Annotated in this window: 10 protein-coding genes; 4 read left to right on the plus strand and 6 right to left on the minus strand. The window is 73.3% G+C overall.

Annotation, left to right across the window (positions count from 1 at the left end; all coding sequences use genetic code 11):
• Window positions 1-18 precede the first annotated feature (18 nt).
• Entirely contained in the window at window positions 19-2,187 is a 2,169-nt protein-coding gene (locus tag ACVMLK_RS02320; RefSeq protein WP_457485494.1) for an alpha-ketoacid dehydrogenase subunit alpha/beta, read from the minus strand.
• Window positions 2,188-2,254: 67 nt separating this feature from the next.
• Window positions 2,255-2,977, minus strand: coding sequence for a GntR family transcriptional regulator (locus ACVMLK_RS02325; protein ID WP_457485495.1), 723 nt, complete (start codon window positions 2,975-2,977; stop codon window positions 2,255-2,257).
• A 175-nt stretch (window positions 2,978-3,152) separates the two neighbouring features.
• Between ACVMLK_RS02325 and ACVMLK_RS02330 the strand changes: the two genes are divergently transcribed.
• Window positions 3,153-5,456: a penicillin acylase family protein gene (locus tag ACVMLK_RS02330; protein WP_457485496.1), complete on the plus strand. Its 2,304-nt coding sequence runs from the start codon at window positions 3,153-3,155 to the stop codon at window positions 5,454-5,456.
• A gap of 46 nt (window positions 5,457-5,502) precedes the next feature.
• Complete coding sequence (locus ACVMLK_RS02335; RefSeq protein WP_457485497.1) at window positions 5,503-7,086, plus strand: ABC transporter substrate-binding protein; 1,584 nt, start codon at window positions 5,503-5,505, stop codon at window positions 7,084-7,086.
• A 19-nt stretch (window positions 7,087-7,105) separates the two neighbouring features.
• Here ACVMLK_RS02335 and ACVMLK_RS02340 read toward each other — a convergent pair whose 3' ends face one another.
• The 4 genes from ACVMLK_RS02340 to ACVMLK_RS02355 all read right to left on the minus strand — a co-directional run bounded on the left by ACVMLK_RS02340 (window position 7,106) and on the right by ACVMLK_RS02355 (window position 13,461).
• Window positions 7,106-8,545: an amidase gene (locus tag ACVMLK_RS02340; RefSeq protein ID WP_457485498.1), complete on the minus strand. Its 1,440-nt coding sequence runs from the start codon at window positions 8,543-8,545 to the stop codon at window positions 7,106-7,108.
• Entirely contained in the window at window positions 8,538-9,944 is a 1,407-nt protein-coding gene (locus tag ACVMLK_RS02345; RefSeq protein WP_457485499.1) for an aminotransferase class III-fold pyridoxal phosphate-dependent enzyme, read from the minus strand. The genes ACVMLK_RS02340 and ACVMLK_RS02345 overlap by 8 nt, the downstream gene beginning before the upstream one ends.
• Before the next feature lie 151 nt (window positions 9,945-10,095).
• Window positions 10,096-11,598, minus strand: a complete 1,503-nt coding sequence (locus ACVMLK_RS02350) for a protein adenylyltransferase SelO (protein WP_457485500.1) — start codon at window positions 11,596-11,598, stop codon at window positions 10,096-10,098.
• A 51-nt stretch (window positions 11,599-11,649) separates the two neighbouring features.
• Entirely contained in the window at window positions 11,650-13,461 is a 1,812-nt protein-coding gene (locus tag ACVMLK_RS02355; RefSeq protein ID WP_198364388.1) for an AI-2E family transporter, read from the minus strand.
• A gap of 161 nt (window positions 13,462-13,622) precedes the next feature.
• On the opposite strand from ACVMLK_RS02355, the gene ACVMLK_RS02360 reads away from it, so the two are divergent.
• Together ACVMLK_RS02360 and ACVMLK_RS02365 are read left to right on the plus strand one after the other, a co-directional pair.
• Window positions 13,623-16,667, plus strand: coding sequence for a response regulator (locus ACVMLK_RS02360; RefSeq protein WP_457485501.1), 3,045 nt, complete (start codon window positions 13,623-13,625; stop codon window positions 16,665-16,667).
• Entirely contained in the window at window positions 16,664-17,062 is a 399-nt protein-coding gene (locus ACVMLK_RS02365; protein WP_198364390.1) for a response regulator, read from the plus strand. The genes ACVMLK_RS02360 and ACVMLK_RS02365 overlap by 4 nt, the downstream gene beginning before the upstream one ends.
• Window positions 17,063-17,162 lie beyond the last annotated feature (100 nt).

The following is a 17,162-nucleotide window of genomic DNA, read 5'->3' on the forward strand; positions in this document are numbered from 1 at the left end:
CGGGCGGGAAGGGGCCCCTCACGCCGTCAGCCGCCGCAACGCGGCCTCGATGCCGGCGGTATCCCCCAGCGCCGCGAGATTGAGCGGGCGCGAGACGACGGGGGCGGCCGCGCCGCCGGTGACGCGCAGGATCTCCGTGTCCAGCCAGTCGAAGCAGCGCTCCTGGATCTCCTGCGCGATGCGCGCGCCATGGCTGGTGCCGCGCGCCGTCTGCTCGGCGATCAGCACGCGGTTGGTGCGGCGGATGCTGGCCTCGATGGCGGGCCAGTCGAGCCCGCCGGGATCGAGGCTGCGGAGATCGAGGATCTCGGCGTCCACGCCCGCCGCCTCGGCGGCCCGGAGGCTGGCCGGCACCATGGTGGAATAGGTGAGCACGGTGCAGGCGCGGCCCGGGCGAGCGGTGCGGGCGCGGCCGAGCGGGACGATGTAGTCCAGGTCGTCCTTCGGCACCGGGCCGGTGGTCTGGAACAGGTCCTGATGCTCGATCACCAGCACCGGGTCGTCGCAGCGGAGCGCCGCGTTCATCAGGCCGATGTAGTCGTGCGGGGTGGAGGGCGAGACGATCCGCCAGGCCGGGTAGAGCGCGAAGAGGGCCGAGGGGTCCATCGAGTGCTGCGAGCCATAGCCCGCCTGCGGCGAGACGCGGGCGCGCACCACCACCGGCACGCCGAAGCCGCCGCCGAACATGTGCGAGAACTTGCCGATGCCGTTGAACATCTGGTCGGCCGCGACGATGCAGAAATCGCCGAACATGATGTCCACCACCGGACGCAACCCGCAGACGGCGGCGCCGAGCGCCATGCCGGTGAAGCCGTTCTCGCAGATCGGCGTGGGGAAGACGCGTTCGGGGAAGCGTTCCATCACGCCGCGCGTGGAGCCCGAGACGCCGCCGCGCAGCCGGTGCACATCCTCGCCGATGACGACGATGCGCGGGTCCCGCTCCATGTTGCGCAGCAGGGTGGCGGCGATGGCGTCGATATACTTCATCTCCGCCCGCGCCCCGGCCGGCACGGAGGCCGCCTCCAGCACGCGCGCGCCGGCCAGTTCGGAGAGGTCGCCCCGGATGCCCTTCTCGATCTCGGCCGTGCCGGGGAAGGCGCCGGCGCGGATCTGAAGGGTGTTGGAGTCGCGCGGCACCTCGGTCAGCGCCGCGGCGGCCTCCGCCACCATGCGGGTCGCGCGCGCATCGAGGGCGGCAAGCCCGGCCTCGTCCAGCACGCCCAGGGCCTTCAGCCGGGCGGGCATGGTCGCGAGCGGGTCGCGGGCCTGCCACGCCGCCTCCTCCTCCCTGCCGCGGTAGCCGAGCTGGCTGCCCAGCAGCGGGCCGCTCTGGTGCAGGAAGCGGTAGAGGATGGCCTCGACGAAGACGGGGCCGCCGGTCTCGCGGATGGTCCGCACCGCCCATTGCATCGCGCGACGCACGGCGACGAGGTCCATCCCGTCGCATTCCACCGAGGGCACGCCGAACATGGCGCCGCGCGTGGTCAGCCGCGTCTCCCGCGTCTGCTCCCGCACATGGGTGGAGACGGCGTAGAAATTGTTCTCCAGGAAGAAGATGACGGGAAGGTTGTAGAGCGCGGCGAGGTTGATGGCCTCCATCGACTGGCCGGCCATCAGCGTGCCGTCCCCGAAGAAGGCGACGGAGACCTGCTCGCGCCCCAGCACCTTGTCGGCCAGGCCGTAGCCCACGGCATGGGGCAGGTTGCCGCCGATGATGGCGCTGGTGCCGACGATGCCGGCGGGGGCCCAGCGCATGTGCATGGAGCCGCCACGCCCGCCGCAGAAGCCTTCCGCGAGGCCCATGATCTCCGCCATGGCGCGGCGGACGAGGTCGCCCGCCGGCGCCACGGGCGCGTCGCGGCGCGGATCGTAGCCATCGGGCAGGGCGCTGTTGACCAGCTTCGCCAGGATCTGGTGATGCGCGCGGTGCGTGCCGTTCAGCTTGTCCCCTGTGCCGAGCACCGACATGGCGCCGACCGCGCCGGCCTCCTGGCCGATCGAGGCATGCGCCGGGCCATGGACGAGCCCCTGGCCGTGCAGCTCCAGGATCTTCTCCTCGAAGCGGCGGATGAGCAGGAGCTGTTCCATCCAGCGGGCGAGGGCGGCGGGATCCTCCGCCGCCCAGTCCGCATCGTCGACCTCCAGCCGGAACCAGGGGGTGTCGGTGGCGATGGGGATGCGCTGCATGATCGGACCTGTTCCTCTCTGGCGCCCGGACGGCGTCGTGTTGGCGGGGGCCCTGTTCGCCCCGGGCTCAGGGCGGGGCCGTCCAGGCGGCGTCGCGTTCCTGGCGGCCGAGAAGTGCGACGAGGTTGGCGCCGCCCTCCATCAGGTCCGCGCGGAGGGCGGCGCGGGTCGCCTCGGGGTCGCGCGCGCGCAGGCCCTCGATGATGTCGAGGTGCCGGTGGCGGCCCGGATAGGTCGGCCGCGCCTCGGGGTAGAGGAAGGCGTGCATCGGGCCGTTGCGCAGCCAGATGCTCTCGATCAGCGACAGCAGCTCCGGCATGGCGGCGGCGGCGTAGAGGGTGTGGTGGAAGGCCCAGTTGGCGCGGTTGGCGGCGGTGGCCTCCTCCGCCGCCTCGGCCGCGGCCAGGGCGGCATGGGCGCGCTCCAGCGTCCCGAGGTCGCCCGGGGTGATGCGGAGCGCGGCGGCCTCGGCGGCCAGGCCCTCGAGCTCCAGGCGGATGGTGCGGAGCTCGAGATACTGCTGCAGGCTGAGACCGGCCACGGTGATGGAGCGGGCCGCCTCCAGGCGCAGCGCGCGCTCGCGGGCGAGCTGCACCACAGCCTCCCGCACCGGCGTCTCGGACACCTGCATGGCGGCGGCCAGGTCGCGGATCTTCAGGCGCTGGCCGGGACGCATGCGGCCCTCGAACAGGGCCGTGCGCAGCTCCTCGTAGACGCGGCCGGCCAGGTTCTCCCGGCCGACCGGGGCGACGAAATCGAGCACGTTCGTCGCTTCGGGCATGGTCTTCATGGTCCTGTCTTCCATCGCCGCGCCGGCCGTTCCCCCGTCCCGGCTTCCGCGCGCCTTATGGCGCTCCGGCGACCTTCGCGCCATCGGCGAGGCGATGCTGTCGAAACATAGTATTTGATATATCGACAATGGCCGCAAGTCGGTTCCAAACTCCCCCGAACAGGGGAGAATGGACATGGATGTCGTGGACGCGCGCAGGCTGCGGGCGGCGCTGCCGCCGCTCGAGGGCGTGCTGGAGGTGCCGGGACTGGCTGCGCCGGTGGAGATCCTGCGCGACGCCCATGGCATTCCGCATCTGCGCGCCGGCCCGACCGGCGATGCCTGGTTCGCCCTCGGCTTCGTGCACGCGCAGGACCGCCTGTTCCAGATGGAGCTGACACGGCGGCGCGCGCTGGGGCGGGCGGCCGAATGGCTCGGGCCCGGTGCCGCGGAGGCGGATATCCTGGTCCGCCGGCTGGGGATGGAAGCCGCCTGCCGGCGCGACCACGCGGCGCTGGGGGAGGCGGCGCGGGCGATGCTGGAATCCTACGCCGCCGGCGTGAACGCCTTCCTCGCCTCGGACGCGCCGCTGCCGGTAGAATACGCGCTGCTGGAGGCGCGGCCGGAACCCTGGGAAGGCTGGCACAGCATCGCGGTGATGCGGCGGCTGGGCCTGTTGATGGGCTCCGTCTGGTTCAAGCTCTGGCGCGCGGCGGCGCTGCCGGTGGTGGGCGCGGCGCGTGTCGGGGCGCTGCGCTACGACGATGGCGGGCGCGACCTGCTCTGCATCCCTCCCGGGGCGGAGGCGGCGCGCTTCGAGGCCGAGCTGGAGGTGCTGGCGCCGGCCATCCGCGCGCTGCTGGAGTCGCTCGGCCTGCAGGGGGACGAGACCGGCGGGGGCAGCAACAACTGGGCGGTGGGCCCCGCCCGCAGCGGCACCGGGCGGCCGGTGCTGGCCGGCGACCCGCACCGGGTCTTCGAGATCCCGAACATGTACGCGCAGCACCACGTGGCCTGCGACGCCTTCGACATGATCGGGCTGACCGTGCCGGGCGTGCCGGGCTTCCCGCACTTCGCGCAGAACGGGCGCGTCGCCTATTGCGTGACGCATGCCTTCATGGACATCCACGATGTCTTCCTCGAACGCTTCGAGGCGGATGGCGCGCGGGTGATGCAGGCGGGCGAGTGGGTTCCCGCCCGCCGGCGCGAGGAGACGATCGCGGTGCGCGGCGAGGCGCCCCGCCGCTTCGAGGTGGTGGAGACACCGAACGGCCCGGTGATCGCGGGCGATGCGCGCCACGGCACGGCCCTCTCGCTGCGCTCGGTGCAGTTCGCGGAGACGGACCTCTCCTTCGACTGCCTGCCGCGCATGACGCGCGCCACGAATGTCGAGGACCTGTTCGAGGCGACACGCGGCTGGGGGCTGATCGACCACAACCTGGTCGCCGCCGACACGGAAGGGCATATCGGCCACCTGGTGCGCGCGCGCGTGCCGCGCCGCGGGCGGCAGAGCGGCTGGCTGCCGATGCCGGGATGGACGGGGGAGCACGCCTGGCGCGGCTGGATCGCGCATGACGACATGCCGCGGGCGATCGACCCGGAGGAGGGCCTGATCGTCACCGCCAACAACCGCGTGGTGGCCGATGACCACCCGGACTATCTCTGCACCGACTGCCATCCGCCCTACCGCGCGGCGCGCATCCTGGAACGGCTGCGCGGGACGCCGGGCTTCGGGCCGGAGGACGCGGCGGCGATCCATGGCGACACGCTCTCGCCCAACGCGCTGCTGTTCCGCGAGCGGCTGGCCGCGCTGGCGCCGCTCGAAGGCGAGGCGGAGGCCTTGCGGCAGCGCCTGCTGGCCTGGGACGGACGGATGAGCGCCGACGCCACGGCACCCACCGACTATGTCGCGCTGCGTCGGGCCCTGACGCGCATCCTGGCCGAGCGCAGCGGCCTCGGCGGCGCCGGGGGCCATCCCTGGCTGGCGGTGGCGCCGGGCGTCGCGCCGATGAACCAGCTCTGGTGGACGCTGCCGAACCTGCTGCGACGGGATGACGCCGCGCTGCTCGATGGATGGCGCTGGGAGGAGGCGATCGGCGCCGCGCTTCGCGAGGTGGCGGGCGCCACGGAGCAGCCCTGGGGCGAGACGCATCGGCCGCGCTTCGCGCATCCCCTCTCCGCCCTCTTCCCCGCGGCGGCGGCGCTGCTGGACCCGCCCGCCCTGCCGATCGGCGGCGACAACGACACGGTGCTGGCGAACGGCCTGCTGGCCGCTTCCGGCCCGGCCGCCGGATACGGCGCGCTGGCGCGCTACGTCTTCGATGTCGGGGACTGGGACAACAGCCGGTGGGTGGTGTTCCATGGTGTCTCCGGCCGTCCGGGCAGCCCGCACTACGCCGATCAGCATGCCGACTGGGCGGCGGCCCGCATGGTGCCGATGCTCTACGGGTGGGATTCCGTCCGCCAGGCGGCGCGGTCGCGCCAGGTGCTGCGGCCGTGAATGGCGCCCGGCTGCCCCGCATGACGAACGCTCGGGAGAGAGAGACATGAAACGTCGTGAGATGCTGGCCTTTCCGGCCGCGGTGCTGGCCGCGCCCTCGGTCGTCCGGGCCCAGGGGACGGCCGGCGCGCGGAGCCTGCTCCGCTTCGTGCCCCAGGCGGACCTGGCCCTGCTGGACCCGGTCTTCAACACGGCGCTCGTCACGCGCAACCATGCCATGATGGTCTATGACCAGCTCTACGGTCTCGACGAATCCTACGAGCCGCGCCCGCAGCTCGCGGCGGGCCATGTCATCGAGGATGAGGGGCGGCGCTGGCGCATCACGCTGCGCGAGGGCATCACCTTCCACGACGGCACGCCGATCCGCGCGGCCGATGTTATCGCCAGCATCGCGCGCTGGAGCCAGGCGGATGTTCTGGCCCAGAACATCCGCGCCATCACGGAGGAGATGGTCGTCGTCTCGGACCGGGTGTTCGACATCCGGCTGCGCCGGCCCTTCCCGCTGCTCGCCGCCGCCCTGGCCAAGCCCTCCTCCTTCTGCCCGGTGATGCAGGAGCGCCTCGCCCGCAACCCGCCCTCGACACAGGTGACGGAGATCGTCGGCAGCGGCCCGTTCCGCTGGGTCGCGGCGGACCGCATGGCCGGGGTGCGGGCGGCCTATGAGCGGTTCGAGGGCTATGTGCCGCGCGACGAGCCGCCGAGCTTCCTCGCCGGCGGCAAGCGCGCCCATCTCGACCGGGTGGAATGGCACACGCTGCCCGACGCCTCGACGGCGGCGGCCGCCCTGCAGCAGGGCGAGGTGGACTGGTGGGAACAGCCGACGCCCGACCTGCTGCCGCTGCTGCGGCGCAACCGCAACATCCGGCTGGAAGTGAAGGACAGGACCGGCTCGATGTCCATGATCCGCTTCAACCACCTCCAGCCGCCCTTCGACAATCCGGCCATCCGCCGCGCCTTCCTGCCCGGCATCCGGCAGGCCGACTACATGACCGCCGTGATGGGCGAGGACCGGGCTCTCTGGACCGATCGCTGCGGCTTCTTCCTGCCCGGCAGCCCGCTGGCGACGGAGGCGGGGCTGGAGGCGATGGACGGCGCGCCGGACCACGAGCGGGTGAAGCGCAACCTGGAGGCCGCCGGCTACCGCGGCGAGCGGGTCGTCTTCGTCGTGCCCACGGACAATGCCCGGTTGAACGCCATGAGCGAGATCGCCGGCGACATGTTCCGCCGCAGCGGGGTCAACCTGGACTACCAGACCGGCGACTGGGGCACGATCGCGGGTCGGCTGACCAATCGCGGTCCGCTGGAGCAGGGCGGCTGGAGCGTCTGGTGCAACACGATCCCCGGCATCATCGCCACCAGCCCGGCCACGCAATCCTACCTGCGCGGGCCGGGACGGGCGGGCACCTACGGCTGGCCGGACCTGCCGAGGATCGAGGCGCTGCGCGACCGGTTCATGGACGCGGAGGACCCGGCGGAGCAGAAGCGCCTCGCCGAGGCGCTGCAACGCCAGGCCTTCGAGGATATCCCCTACCTGCCGACGGGCGCCTTCACCCAGCCCACCGCCTTCCGCGCCGCTGTCACCGGCATGCTCAACGGCTTCCCGATCTTCCACAACATCCGCAAGGGATGATCCTGGGCCCGGCCGCCGGTCATTCCCGCCGCGCCAGGGGCGGCCGGCGGTCGGCCCAGGGGCGCGCCTTCTCGAACAGCGCGGAGGCCTGCAGCACGCCCAGATCGTCGAAGCGCCGCCCCACGACCTGCAGCCCGACCGGCAGCCCCTCGGCGGTGAAGCCGCAGGGCAGGCTCGCCGCCGGGTTGCCGGAGAGGTTGAAGGGATAGGAGAACTCCGCCCAGGCCAGCCAGTCCCAGGCATGCTCCGGCCAGTCCGCGGGGCGCAGGCGCGGCAGCGGGAAGGCGGGCACCGAGACGGCGGGGGTGAGCAGCAGGTCCACCTCCTCGAAGAAGCGGTGGATCTGCGCGACATAGGCGTATTTGCGCGGGCGCATGCGCTGGTACTCGGACAGGCTGTGGGTCAGCCCCTGCTTCACGCAGGCGACCAGGCCGGGGTCCATGCGCGCCGCCCAGTCGGGCAGCAGGGGCGCCAGCCGCGTCAGGTGCGAGGACCAGAAGAAGCGGCCGATCTCGGGGCCGAGCGGGCCCCAGCCCGGCGTCACCTCGACGAGCGCGGCGCCGGCGGCGGCGGCCAGATCCTCCGCCGCCTTGCGCGCCAGCCGCGCCACCTCGGGATCGACACGGGCATGGCCGAGATCGGCGCTGTAGGCGATGCGCAGGCCCGCGCGCGGCTCGTGCAGCCGCCTGGGATAGTCGGCCGGCGCCGCCTCGAGCGAGGTGTGGTCCCAGGGATGCGGCCCGGCCATGACCGAGAGCATCAGCGCCGCATCGGCGACGGTGCGGGTCATAGGGCCGACATGCGAGGCGTAGTCGCCGCCATTGACCGGATAATAGGGCACGCGCCCGAAGCTCGGCTTCATCCCGAAGATGCCGCAGAAATGCGCCGGCATCCGCACCGAGCCCGCGCCGTCGCTGCCCTGGTGCAGCGGCCCGAAGCCCGCCGCCGCCGCCGCGCCCGCCCCGGCCGAGGAGGCGCCGGCGTTGTAGCCATGCCTCCAGGGATTGTGCGTCTCGCCGGTCAGCGGGCTGCGGCTGACGCCGGTCCAGCCGAATTCCGGCGTCGTCGTCCTGCCGAGCGGCATCGCCCCCGCGTTCAGCAGCCGCGTGACGACGGGCGCGTCCTCGGCCGGCACCACGCCCTCCTGGGTGAGCGAGCCGCTGCCCATGCGCAGCCCCCGCATCACCGTCAGGTCCTTGATGGTGACCGGCACGCCGTGCAGCGGGCCGGTGGCCTCGCCGGCCATGACGGCGCGCTCGGCCTCCCGGGCGGCGGCCAGGAAGCGCTCCGGCAGAAGCTCGCTGAAGGCGTTGATGCGCGGCTCGCAGGCCTCGACCTGGTCCAGCACGGCCCGGGCGATCTCCACCGGGGACACCGCCTTGCCGCGCACCAGCGCCGCCATCTCCACCGCCGGGAGCCAGTTCAGTTCCGTCATGCCGTTCTCTCCGGGTTCACGCATGGGCCGGGGACGGGGCCTTGGCCAGCCGCGCCGCCTCCGCGAAGGCCGTGCCGGCCTCGGTGATGTCGCGCGCGTCATGCGCCAGCGAGACGTAGATCTTGCCCTCGCTCTTGAAGACGCCCCGCGCGCGCAGGAAGGCGTTGAAACGCCCGCTCATCGCCTTGTCGGTGTCGAGCATGCCGCGATGCTCGGTGATGGTGGCGCGCGTGGTGAAGACGGCGTCGAACATCGGCGGCTCGCCCAGGATCAGGGCCGGGATGCCGGCTTCCGCCAGGGCCTCGCGCAGCGCCGCCTGCAGGGCGCGCCCGGTGGCGAAGATCCGCTCATAGGCGCCGGGGCGGCGCAGGATCTCCAGCGTGGCGAGGCCGGCCGCGGCGGCCACCGGATTGCCGCTCAGCGTGCCGATCTGCGGCAGGAAGGCATCCCCCGCCCGGGCGCGGTCGAAATGCGCCATGATCTCCGCCCGGCCGGCGATGGCGGAGAGCGGATGGCCGCCGCCGATCACCTTGCCCAGCGTGCAGAGGTCCGGGACCACGCCGTAATACTCTTGCGCGCCGCCATAGGCGAGGCGGAAGCCCGTGACCACCTCGTCGAAGATCAGCAGGATGCCATGCTCGGCGGTGAGGTCGCGCAGGCCCTGCAGGAAGCCGGGACGCGGCGGGATCAAGCGCTGCATCGGCTCGACGATGACCCCGGCGATCTCGTCGTGATGCGCGGCGACCAGTGCCCGCGCCGCCTCCAGGTCGTTGTAGGGACAGACCAGCATCTCGCCGCGCAGGCTGTCGGGAATGCCGGCGGAATCCGCGACCGGCGTGGCGGAATTGCCGGGCGCGGCGGACCAGAGGCTCATCAGCGCATAATCGCTCATGCCGTGATAGCCGCCCTCGAACTTCAGGATCTTCGGGCGGCGGCGATGGGCGCGGGCCAGGCGCATCGCATAGGCATCGGCCTCGGTGCCGGTGGAGGCGAAGCGCACCTGCTCGGCGCAGGGCACCGCCGCGACGATGGCCTCCGCCAGCCGGATGCCCGGCTCGTTGCTGGCGAAGAAGGTGGAGCCGCGCCCGAGCTGCTCGATCACCGCCGCGTTCACCTCGGGATGCGCGTGGCCCACCAGCATGGGGCCCGAGCCCAGCAGGAAGTCGATGTAGTCCCGGCCCTCGGTATCCCGGACGCGGCCGCCGCGGCCCTCGCGGATGACGATCTCCCCCGCCATGTTGCCGAAGCCGCCGCCCGGGAGGACCCGCCGGGCCGTCTCGGCCAGGTCGGCAGGAGACAGGTCGGCAGGAGACAGGTCGGCAGGAGACAGGTCGGCAGGAGACAGGTCGGCGGGAGACAGGTCGGCGGGAGGCATGCCGGGGAGGGGCATGCCCGGCGGGGAAGCCGGGCGGGGGTCGGACATGGCGAGGGATGCTCCGTTCGAATGGAGCCGCTTTGGACCGGCCAGCCTCCCGGCGCGGCCGATGCCGCGACTGTTACCGCGCCGAGGCTATGGTCCGGGGCGCCCTCTGTCCACCACCCCCCTGCCTGTGGCGCCGCGCGGGAGGCGGCCGTCAGGTGCCGCAGAAGGTGCGCTCGACGCGTTCCTCCGGCTGGGGCGGCAGCATCAGCGCGCGGTGCTCCGGCTGGTCGTCGAAGGGACGGGACAGGACGCCGAGCAGGGTCTCGAAGGGGCCGAGGTCGCGTTGCCAGATCGCCGCCCCCAGCGCCGCCTCGACCCGGTGGTTGCGCGGGATGAAGGCCGGGTTGGCGGCGCGCATCGCGCCCGCCCGCGACGCCGGCGACAGGGGCTCCTGCGCCAGCCGGGACCGCCAGCGCGCCAGCCAGGCGGTGGCCGGCTCGCGCTCGGCGAAGAGCGCGAGAAAGGCCTCTTCGCCGCCGGCCCCGGCCGCATCGGCCCCGGCGGTGTCGGCCAGGGCGCGGAAGGCGAGGGTGAAGTCGGCCTGCTGCGCCGCCATCAGGTCCAGCAGGGCCTGCATCGTCTCCGCATCGTCCCGCCGCGCCGAGAGCAGCCCGGTCTTGCGGCGCAGGCCTGCCAGATAGGCCGCCTCGAAAGCGGGGCCGAAGCCGGCCAGGGCCTCCTGCGCCGAGGCGATGGCGGCCTCCTCCTCCTCGTCGAGCAGGGGCAGCAGGGCCTCGGCCAGCCGCGCCAGGTTCCAGTGCATGGCGCGCGGCTGGTTGCCGTAGGCATAGCGGCCGCCGAGGTCGATCGAGGAGAACACCTTGCCGGGCTCATAGGCATCGAGGAAGGCGCAGGGGCCGTAGTCGATGGTCTCGCCGGAGATGCTGGTGTTGTCGGTGTTCATCACGCCGTGGATGAAGCCGAGCAGCAGCCATTGCGCCACGAGGGCGGCCTGCCGGGCCACCACGCCGTCGAGCAGGGCGCGGGCGGGCCGGAGCGCCCCGGCGGCCCCCGGATCGTGGCGCGCGATGGCATAGTCAGTCAGTCGGCGCAGCGCCGCGACATCGCCCCGTGCGGCGAAGAACTGGAAGCTGCCCACGCGCAGGTGGCTCGAGGCGACGCGGGCCAGCACGGCGCCGGGCAGCGGCGTCTCGCGCAGCACCGCCTCGCCGGTCGAGACGGCCGCCAGGGCGCGGGTCGTGGGCACGCCGAGCGCCGCCATGGCCTCGCTGACCAGATATTCCCGCAGCACCGGGCCGAGCGCCGCCCGCCCGTCGCCCCGGCGGGAGAAGGGGGTGGGGCCGGACCCCTTGAGCTGGATGTCGCGCCGCAGCCCGTCGCGCCCCACCACCTCGCCCAGCAGGATGGCACGGCCATCGCCAAGCTGGGGCACGAAGCCGCCGAACTGGTGTCCGGCATAGGCCATGGCCAGCGGCTCCGCGCCTTCCGGCACGGCATTGCCGGCCAGGATGGCGACGCCCTCGGGGCTCGCGAGCGCCTCCGGGTCCAGGCCGAGCAGCTCGGCCAGCGGCCGGTTGAGGCGGATCAGCCGTGGCTCGGCCACCGGGGTCGGCGCCAGCCGCGCGTGGAAGCCTCCGGGAAGGCCCCCCGGCAGGCGGGCGAAGCTGTTGTCGAAGGCGAAGCGCGGGGTCATGCGAGGCTAGATCGCGACGCGCGCCGCCAGCCGCAACCCCCGCCGCATCCCTCAGGCGGACCCGGCTTCGCGCCGCGGCTCCGGCACCTCCTCCAGCGTGCGGCAGAGCGCCGCCAGCTCGCCGAGGGAGGTGACGATGACCTCGCCCGCCTTCTCGCGGCGCAGCGCCTCGAGCAGCGCGCTGTCCGGGGCGGCGTGCCAGAGGCCGACGACGATGCGGGCTCCCGGCAGCAGGCGCTGCCAGCGCCGCACCAGATAGCGGATGCCGGCCGCGCTGCTGCCGGATTCCAGCACGGCGATGCAGCAGAGCGCGAGGTTCGGCACGAGGCCGGGCGGCGGCTCGGCACCCTCGGCCAGCGCCAGGGCGGGCAGCCCCTCGGAGCGCAGCGCCTGGGCGGCGAAGGCGGCGGCGAGGTCGTCCAGCCGGCCGCGCCCGGCGGTGCAGAGAATACGCGGCGCTACCTCCCCGTCGCTTTCCTCCCCGTCGCTTTCCTCCCCCTTCAGCTCCTCCAGCAACCCGGCGAGGGAGAAGCGGATATCCTCCAGCTTCTCCGCCTCCAGCACCTCGCGCGACCAGTCCTGATCGGCCATCACCAGTGCGCGCAGCGCCACGCCGTCGTGATAGGCGGTGAGGGAGGGTTCCAGGCGCAGCTGTTCCCGCGCCTGCCGGATCAGCCCCTCGGGGTCCCGGCTCAGCGCGCGCTGGTAGAAGCGTTCCTCCGGCAGCAGCGAGGGCCGGTCGCCGAGGATGACGTCGAGGAAGCCGAGGCTCGGCGCGTGGCGGCCCAGCACCACCAGGCAGAGCGTCAGCGGCATGGCCAGCAGCAGGCCCATCGGGCCCCAGAGGAAGGTCCAGAAGATCGCCGCGATGATGACGGCGACGGGCGAGAGGCCGGTGCTGTGGCCATAGATCGTGGGCTCCAGCACCTGCCCCATCAGCGGTTCCGCGATCAGGAACAGGCCGAGCACCCAGAAGGCCAGCGACCAGCCGGGATCGACGGCGAGCGCGAGCAGCAGCGTCGGCAGCAGGGCGATGAACAGGCCGAGGAAGGGCACGAAGCGCATCAGCCCCGCCAGGATGCCCCAGAGCGCCGGGCTGGGCATGCCGAGGGCCCAGAGCGCCAGCCCGACCATGACGCCCAGCCCCGCATTGAGGGCGACCTGCGCCAGGAAGAAGCGGGAGAGCCGCCGGGCCGCGTCGTTCAGCGCCACGGTGGTGCGGTGCAGATCGCGGCTGCCGGCCAGCCGGATCACCCTGTCCCGCAGGTCCTCGCGGTAGATCAGCACGAAGATGGCGAAGAGCACGACCAGCCCGGCGGTGGCGAAGGGGGCGAGGACCGGGGCGGCGACCCCCTGCAGGATGTCGAGCGGCGTGGTCCCGCCCTCGGCCGCGGGCGGTGCCGAGGAGGCGGCGCCGGGCAAGGGCATGATGACGCCGTCGCCCATGAAGCCGGTCAGGTCTTCGATGGCGCGCCGCGCATCGGCCAGCAGTTCGGAGAGCCGCAGCCCCTCCAGCTTGGCGCGCAGATTGGCTTGGTACTCGGGCAGGTTGACGACCAGCGCGGCGGCCTGCCGCCCGATGACGATGCCGAGACCGAGGATGGCGCCGGCGCCGAGCAGCACGGTCAGCACCACCGCCAGGGCGCGCGGCAGCCAGAGGCGGGTGAGCAGCGACGCCACCGGGGCCAGGACGAAGGCCAGCAGTGTCGCCAGCACCAGCGGCATGATGATGTCGCGGCCATAATACAGGGCGGCGATGGTCAGCGCCGCGGCCAGCAGGCCCAGGATGCCCTGCAGGCAGCGCAGGATGGCCGTGGCGGGCGGGGAGGGCGTCGGGTCGGGAAGCGATTGGGGCAGGTTCACGGGCGGCATCCTGGAGAAGGCGCCGGTCCCCACCGGTCGGGCGCGCCGGGACAACGCCCGTGGCGGTGCCGGAGTTGAAGCCTGGACGTGGCTTCTTCTCTTTTTCGAGAACCCGCCGCGCGATCGCGGCGTTACGACCCCATCGCCTGGAAACCAATGCCTTGCCTGACGCCGCCTCGGCCACCGCCGCCTTCCTCTCCCGCCCGCGCGGCCGGCTGCTGGCCGGCGCCGCCCTGCTGGCCCTGCTGGCCGTCGGCGCGGGCGTCGCCGCCTGGATGGCGGCCGACCGCGCCCGCGCCCTGCAGGTGGCGGGCAACGCCCATGTGCTCGATGCCGAGGCGCTGCTCTCGGCGCTGAAGGATGTCGAGACCGGGCAGCGCGGCTTCGTCCTGGTGGGCGACGACACCTATCTCGAGACCTCCATGGGGGCGCGGCTCGCGCTGGGCCCCACGCTGGACCGCCTGGAGCGCGCCGCCTCGCCCGAGGCCGGCGGCTTTCCGTCCGACCGGCTGCGCGCCCTGACCGAGGCGAAGCTCGCCTGGTCGGACCGGGTGGTGGCGGCGCGCCGGCAGGAGGGGCTCGAGGCCGCCATCCGCCTGACCGCGACGGGGGAAGGGAAGGCGGTCATGGACGCGGCGCGCCGGGCGGTGGCCGAGGTGCAGTCGACCACCCGCGCCCGGATGGCGGTGCTCGAGGCGGAGAATGACCGCAGGACGCTGCTGCTGATCGCCTTCGCCGCCGCCGCCGCCGGCGGCGCCGCCCTGCTGCTGCTGCTGTATGGCCTCGCCCGCCGCCGGGCCGAGCGCCATGCCGTGGCCCTGCTGGGCGGGGTGATGGCGCATGCGCCGGTCGGGCTCGGCTTCCTGGACCGGGGCCTGCATGTCACCCATGCCAACAAGGCCCTGATGGCGCTGAGCGAGAGCCTCCTGGGCGGCGCCGGCCGCGCCCTGCCGACGGAGGTGCGGTCGCAGATGGAGCCGCATCTGCGCCGCGTCCTGCGGGATGGCCGGGCGGAATCCGGCGTCGAGGTGCGGATCAGGCCGCCGGGGCGGCCGGAGCGGCACCTGGTGATGGATTTCTTCCCGCTCGGCGGCCCGGCGGCGCGGGGCGACGGCGTCGGCCTTGCCGCCAGCGACGTCTCGGCGCGGCGGCGCATGGAGGAGAGGCTCCGGCGCAGCGAGGCGCGGCTGCGCATGACGGTCGACTCCATTCCGCAGCTGGCCTGGATGACCGACGACCAGGGGGCGGTGCAGTGGTTCAACCGCCGCTGGTTCGACTACACCGGCGAGACGCCGGAGAGGATGCATGGCTTCGGCTGGCAGGTGGCGCTGCATCCCGACCATGCCGAGGCGGTGGCGGCCGGGCTGCGCGCCGCGATCGCCGCCGGCGAGGGCTGGGAGGACAGCTTTCCGCTGCGTGGCGCCGATGGCCGCTACCGCTGGTTCCTCACCCGCGCGCTGCCCCTGCGCGAGCCGCCGGACGAGGAGTTTCCCGAGGGCCGCCTGATCGGCTGGTTCGGCACCAACACGGACATCACCGCGATGCGCGAGGCCGAGGAGGCGCTGGCCGTGGCCAAGGGCGCGGCGGAGGAGGCCAACCGCGCCAAGAGCCAGTTCATCGCCAATATGAGCCACGAGCTGCGCACGCCGCTCTCCGCCGTCATCGGCTATGCCGAGATGCTGGAGGAGGAGGCGCAGGACCTCCCCGGCACCGCGGCCTTCCGCGAGGACCTGGTGAAGATCCGCGCCAATGCGCGGCACCTCCTCTCGCTCATCAACGATGTGCTCGACCTGTCGAAGATCGAGGCCGGCAGGATGGAGGTGCAGGCCGAGGATTTCGACCCGGCGGCGCTGCTGCGGGAGGTCGCGGAGACGGTGCGCGGCCTGGTCGAGAAGAAGGGCAATGCGCTGGAGCTGCGGATCCCCGAGCGGTTGCCGCGGATGCATTCGGACCCGGTCAAGCTGCGGCAGTGCCTGTTCAACCTGATCGGCAATGCCGCCAAGTTCACCGAGGGCGGCCGTGTCACCCTGGCGGCCGAGGTGGAGTCGGGGGAGGCGGAGGGCCACCCCGGCTGGCTGCGGCTGCGCGTGGCCGATACCGGCATCGGCATGACGGAGGAGCAGCTCGCGCGTCTCTTCGAGCGCTTCGCCCAGGCCGATGCCTCGACCACCCGGCGCTTCGGCGGCACCGGCCTCGGCCTCGCCATCACCCGCGCCTTCGCGGCAATGATGGGCGGCGGCATCGCCGTGGAGAGCCGGCCCGGGGAGGGCAGCCTCTTCACCCTGCGCCTGCCGCTCGACCTCGGGGCGCCGGCGGCGGCGCCGGTGCCGGAGGCGCCTCCCGCCGGTTCCGAGGGGCGGGCCGGGCTGGTCCTGGTGGTGGACGACGACCCGGCGGCGCGGGAGCTGCTGTCGCGCTTCCTGAACCGGGAGGGCTTCGCCGTGCGCCTCGCCGCTGACGGCCAGGAGGCGCTGCGCCAGGCGCGCGCGCTGCGGCCCGATGCCATCCTGCTCGACGTGATGATGCCGCGCATGGATGGCTGGGCGGTGCTGGCGGCGCTGAAGGCCGATCCCGTGCTGGTCGAGACGCCGGTGGTCATGGTGACGATGGTGCGGGAGAGGGGCCTGGCCTTCTCGCTGGGCGCCGCCGACTATCTCGACAAGCCCGTGGAATGGAGCCGCCTGAAGCGCGTGCTCGACCGGTTCCGCGCGCAGCCCCAGCCGGGGAGCGCGCTGCTGCTGGAGCAGGACGCGGCGCATCGCGGCGAGCTGACCCGCCTGCTGGAGGCGGCCGGCTGGGTGGTGGAGCCCGTGGCGGATGCCGCCGCCGCGCTGGCCCGGCTGGCCCTGCCGCCGCCGCCCGCCCTGGCGCTGGTCGCGGTGCAGCAGGGCGGTGGGGAGGGCTTCGCGCTGATCCAGGAGCTGCGGCGGCGCGAGGAATGGCGGGCGCTGCCGATCATCGCCCTGGCTGGCGGGGCGGTGGAGGAGGAGGCGCTGGAGCGGCTGCGCGACCGGGTGCAGGGCCTGCTGCCGGCCGAGGAGGGCATGCGGGAGGAGTTGCTGCGCGAGCTGCGCCGCATCGCGACCCTCGTCCCGCGCGTTGTTGCGCCATCCGGCCCGGCGGAGATGGCGCGGCCCGCCGCCGGCGGGGAGAACCTCCGGGACGGGGGTCGGCAGGATCTGGATACGGAAGGACGAACCGCATGACCACGCTTCTCCTGGTGGAGGATCACGAGGAGCTCTGGGACTTCCTCTCCCGCCGGCTGCGCCGCCGGGGCTTCGAGGTGCTGCTGGCGCATGACGGGCAGGAGGGGGTGGACAAGGCGGTGCAGGCCCTGCCGGAGATCATCCTCCTCGACATGAATCTGCCTGTCATGGACGGCTGGACCGCGGCGCGGCAGCTGCGCGGCCGGCCCGAGACGGCGCATATCCCCATCATCGCGCTCACCGCGCATGCCATGGCCGGCGACCGCGCCAAGGTGATCGAGGCGGGCTGCGACGACTATCATCCGAAGCCCGTCGATTTCGCCCGGCTGCTGGAGCAGATCGACGCCGCCCTGCTGCGCCGGGAGGAGGGCCAGGACCGCCCGCCCGCCGCGTGAGGATCCCTTGTTGATGTGACGGTTTTGTTGCATTCCTGCGACAAGCCGGCGATGGCCGGTCCGGGAAGGCCGCCGCGCCGGCCTCCCGCCAGGGAGAGAA

It is taken from the genome of Teichococcus aerofrigidensis (genome assembly GCF_054073225.1).